We start from the raw sequence: 3,494 nt of genomic DNA on the forward strand, positions 1-3,494 counted from the left end.
GTTGCCATTTGGGTCAGCCAATGTGGCACCGTGGTTTCATCTGTTTCAGTGAGGTGATGCACCAGACTGTTGCCAAACACATAAACCGTTTGCGGGGCAGGGGCCTCTGCGTCCTGGGCCGTACCGCTTTGCGCTACCATTGATAAGACCAGTGTTGCGAAAGCCGTCCCAAGTTTCTGTCTCAAGGTTTTTGTGAACACGCGCTGCGGCCTCCTCGCCTGTGATTGAGTTCAATATGGGCGATTCCGCGTGCTGATCAAAGGACATAGGTTGCACGCCCGCAACTATCCGGGGCCGGCAAAGAACTACGTAGTCTTACCACCTTGTCCGTGGTTGCGCCAAAAAGGCACTCTAGGCGGCAGATTTGGCAGTTTGGGAGGCCTCCATGATTGGCACAGCATCACCGCAGGACCGGGGGTTTGACACCAACCGCTTGGCGCAGCTGTCCGGCTGGATGGACCAACTTGTCGCTGATCGCAAATACGCCGGTTGCGGGGCTTTGATTGCGCGGGATGGCGATGTGGTGTTTGACCATGCCACCGGTTTGCGCAGCATTGCTTCCGCCGACCCGTTTGAGCGCGATACCGTGGCGCGGATCTATTCGATGACCAAGCCGATCACCACTGTGGCGCTGATGATGCTGGTGGAACGCGGCCTTGTGCATCTGGATGCGCCGGTGTCCAATTTCATTCCAGCTTTCAAAGACTGTCAGGCTCTGGTGCCCAGCGCGTCCACGATGGATCAGGTCGAGCCCTGCGCCACGCCAACGCTGCATCAACTCGCAACACATACCAGCGGTCTCAGTTACCCGTTTAACCCCGGCCTTCTGGCGGCGGAAATGGACGCACAAGACTTGTTGTTCAAGCCTGACCAAGGCGCGTTGGCTGATATGGCGGATCAGGTTGCCACGCTGCCATTGGCTTTCCAGCCGGGCTCGCGCTGGGAGTACTCCGTCAGTATCGACATTCTGGGCCGTGTGATTGAGGTCATCACCGGTCAAACCCTTGCCGACTTTTTTCAATCCGAAATCCTCGACCCTCTGGGCATGTCCGAAACAGGGTTTTCGGTGATCCCCGGCACCGAAGGGCGTTTTGCCGACCTCTATACGCCGCTTGAAGGTGACGCGATGGCGCTCAATCAAGCCAAGATCGGTGCAGACACATTGCGCATGTTTGACACACCCAAAGGCTCGCCGTTCCTCAATGCTTCTATGCACTCCGGCGGCGGCGGGCTTGTCGGCACGATGGATGACTACCTCCGCTTTGCTGAGATGCTGCGCTGTGGCGGCGCGTTGGGCGATGTTCGTCTGCTGTCGCCACGTACAGTGCGCTTCATGACCTCCAATCACCTGCCCGGCGACATTGCCTCCATGGGACCGATGAGTTTTGCGGAACAGCCAATGGACGGCATGGGCTTTGGCTTGGGCGGTGCCGTGGTGCTTGATCCGGCCCGCGCCCGCTGTGCTGGCAGTGTTGGCGACTTCAGCTGGGGCGGCATGGCCTCCACATTTTTCTGGACTGATCCTGTGGAAAAGCTGTCGGTGGTGTTCTTCACACAGCTCTCCCCATCCAGCTCTTATCCCACGCGGCCACAGCTCAAAGCTTTGGTACACGCGGCTCTCACGGAATAAGGGTTAACGACGCGGAGCTGCCAAAATACGCACCTCCGCAAAACAGCCGTGATACCGACGCAATACCGACGTGGTTTTTGGCAGGTTAACGGGCGTCTTTTAGCATCACTCGTGCCACCAGATTGAACGCGAGAAACAGCACCGACGCCGCGCAAACAATCGACGGCCCGGCAGGTGTGTCCATTTGATACGACATGCCCAATCCCCCCACTGCGGCCAGCGCCCCAATGCCCGCCGCCCCAAAGGCCATAGCCTCGGGTGAGCGGGCTACGGCGCGCGCCGCTGCTGCAGGAATGATCAGCATGGCCACAATTAGCAGAGCGCCTACAACCTTGATCGCGACGGCCACCACAATGGCGAGGCCAAGGGTCATAAGTTGTTGTTCCCGCTTGGGATTGATCCCGCTGGCGTAGGCCAGTCCACGGTTCACCGTGGAGGTCAAAAGTGCCTGCCAGCGCCAAATCATCAGGCCCACCACCAAGGCTGCGCCAGACCAAATCACTAGCAAATCGGATTTGCTGACCGCCAGAATGTCCCCAAACAAATAGGCGTTCAGATCCAGTCGCACCCCTTGCAAAAACGACACCGCCACAAGCCCAAACGCCAGCGCAGAATGCGCTAAAACACCCAGGATGGTATCCACCCCATAACCGCGCTCAGACAGGTTGGATACGGTCAATGCCATCGCCAAAGCCACCCCCAATGCGCCAAGGAAAATCGACACCCCAAACCCCAAAGACAGCGCCACCCCAAGGATCGCCGCATGGGCTGTGGCGTCGCCAAAATAGGCCATGCGCCGCCACACAACAAAGCAGCCCAAAGGCGCTGCCGCCAAGGCCACGCCGACGCCGGCGAACAAGGCGCGGATGAGGAAGTCGTCAAACATATCAATGAGGTCCGTGATCGTGTCCACAATCATGCGCGTCGTCATGATCGTGGTGATGGTGGTGGTCATGCTCGTGGCGATAGAGTGCCAACGCGCCGTGGGTTCCGGTGCCAAACAGCGCGCGATATTCCGGTGCTGAGGCGACAATCTCCGGCGTGCCATGGCAGCACACATGGCCGTTCAGGCAGACCACGCGATCAGATGCGCTCATCACCACGTGTAACTCATGGCTGACCATTAGGATCGCCGCGCCTGAGTCGCGTCTTACGTGTTCGATTTGGGTATAAAGATCGGCAGAGCCAGGTTGGTCCAGCCCAGTGGTCGGCTCGTCGAGGATTAGGAGGTCCGGCTTGTCCATCAAAGCCCGCGCCAACAGCACACGCTGAAATTGTCCACCTGACAATCCTGCCATCGGGCGGTCTTGTAACCCGTCCGCCCCGACTTGCTGCAGCGCTTCCTGAATGTGCATTCTGTCCCGTCGTTTGGGCAAAGACAAAAACCGCGCGGCCGTCAGCGGCATGGTGGCATCAATCGCCAGTTTCTGGGGCACATAGCCCATCCGCATGCCAGCCGCTTTTAGGATAGTGCCACTGTCGGGCGTCATTGCGCCAATGATGCACCGCAAAAGCGTGGATTTGCCGCTGCCATTGGGGCCAACGATGGTGACAATCTCCCCTTTGTCGACGGTGAGTGCCACGTTGGCCAAGGCTTGATGGTTGCCATGTTTCACTGACAGCCCGTTGATGGTGACCAGCCTCATGTGGCAGCCGCAGCGCAGGTTGGGCACATGCCTTCGGCCTCTACAATTGTGGTCTCGATCTTAAATCCAATCTTGTCAGCAACTTCGCCCAACGTGGATTTGAGCGACGCGGCGGTTTCGGCCACGGTTTCGCATCCACGACAAATCAGAAACACCGGCGTATGCGAATCCCCGGGGTGGGCGCAGGCAATATAAGCGTTTAACTTTTGGATCTTGTG

The 3,494-nt window shown here is 58.5% G+C and carries 3 protein-coding genes and 1 pseudogene; 1 reads left to right on the forward strand and 3 read right to left on the reverse strand.

Annotated elements, in window-relative coordinates; genetic code table 11:
- The first annotated feature begins 454 nt into the window (after window positions 1-454).
- Entirely contained in the window at window positions 455-1,630 is a 1,176-nt protein-coding gene (locus QZ517_RS19845) for a serine hydrolase domain-containing protein (protein ID WP_294230739.1), read from the forward strand.
- An 85-nt stretch (window positions 1,631-1,715) separates the two neighbouring features.
- Here the strand turns inward: QZ517_RS19845 and QZ517_RS19850 are convergent, their stop codons facing one another.
- From QZ517_RS19850 to QZ517_RS19860, 3 genes and pseudogenes are all read right to left on the reverse strand, one after another.
- Window positions 1,716-2,516: a metal ABC transporter permease gene (locus tag QZ517_RS19850; protein WP_294230742.1), complete on the reverse strand. Its 801-nt coding sequence runs from the start codon at window positions 2,514-2,516 to the stop codon at window positions 1,716-1,718.
- A 1-nt stretch (window position 2,517) separates the two neighbouring features.
- Window positions 2,518-3,276, reverse strand: a complete 759-nt coding sequence (locus QZ517_RS19855; protein ID WP_294230735.1) for a metal ABC transporter ATP-binding protein — start codon at window positions 3,274-3,276, stop codon at window positions 2,518-2,520.
- A pseudogene (locus QZ517_RS19860) lies at window positions 3,273-3,494 on the reverse strand (transcriptional repressor); the annotation flags it as partial. The gene QZ517_RS19855 and the pseudogene QZ517_RS19860, both read right to left, overlap by 4 nt.

Source organism: uncultured Shimia sp., from assembly GCF_913054185.1.
Lineage (GTDB): Bacteria > Pseudomonadota > Alphaproteobacteria > Rhodobacterales > Rhodobacteraceae > Shimia.

Bases quoted from the DNA above. Each gene is read 5' to 3' on its own strand.
- QZ517_RS19845 (WP_294230739.1), top strand. From the start codon at position 455: ATGGACCAACTTGTCGCTGATCGCAAATACGCCGGTTGCGGGGCTTTG.
- QZ517_RS19850 (WP_294230742.1), bottom strand. From the start codon at position 2,516: ATGTTTGACGACTTCCTCATCCGCGCCTTGTTCGCCGGCGTCGGCGTG.
- QZ517_RS19855 (WP_294230735.1), bottom strand. From the start codon at position 3,276: ATGAGGCTGGTCACCATCAACGGGCTGTCAGTGAAACATGGCAACCAT.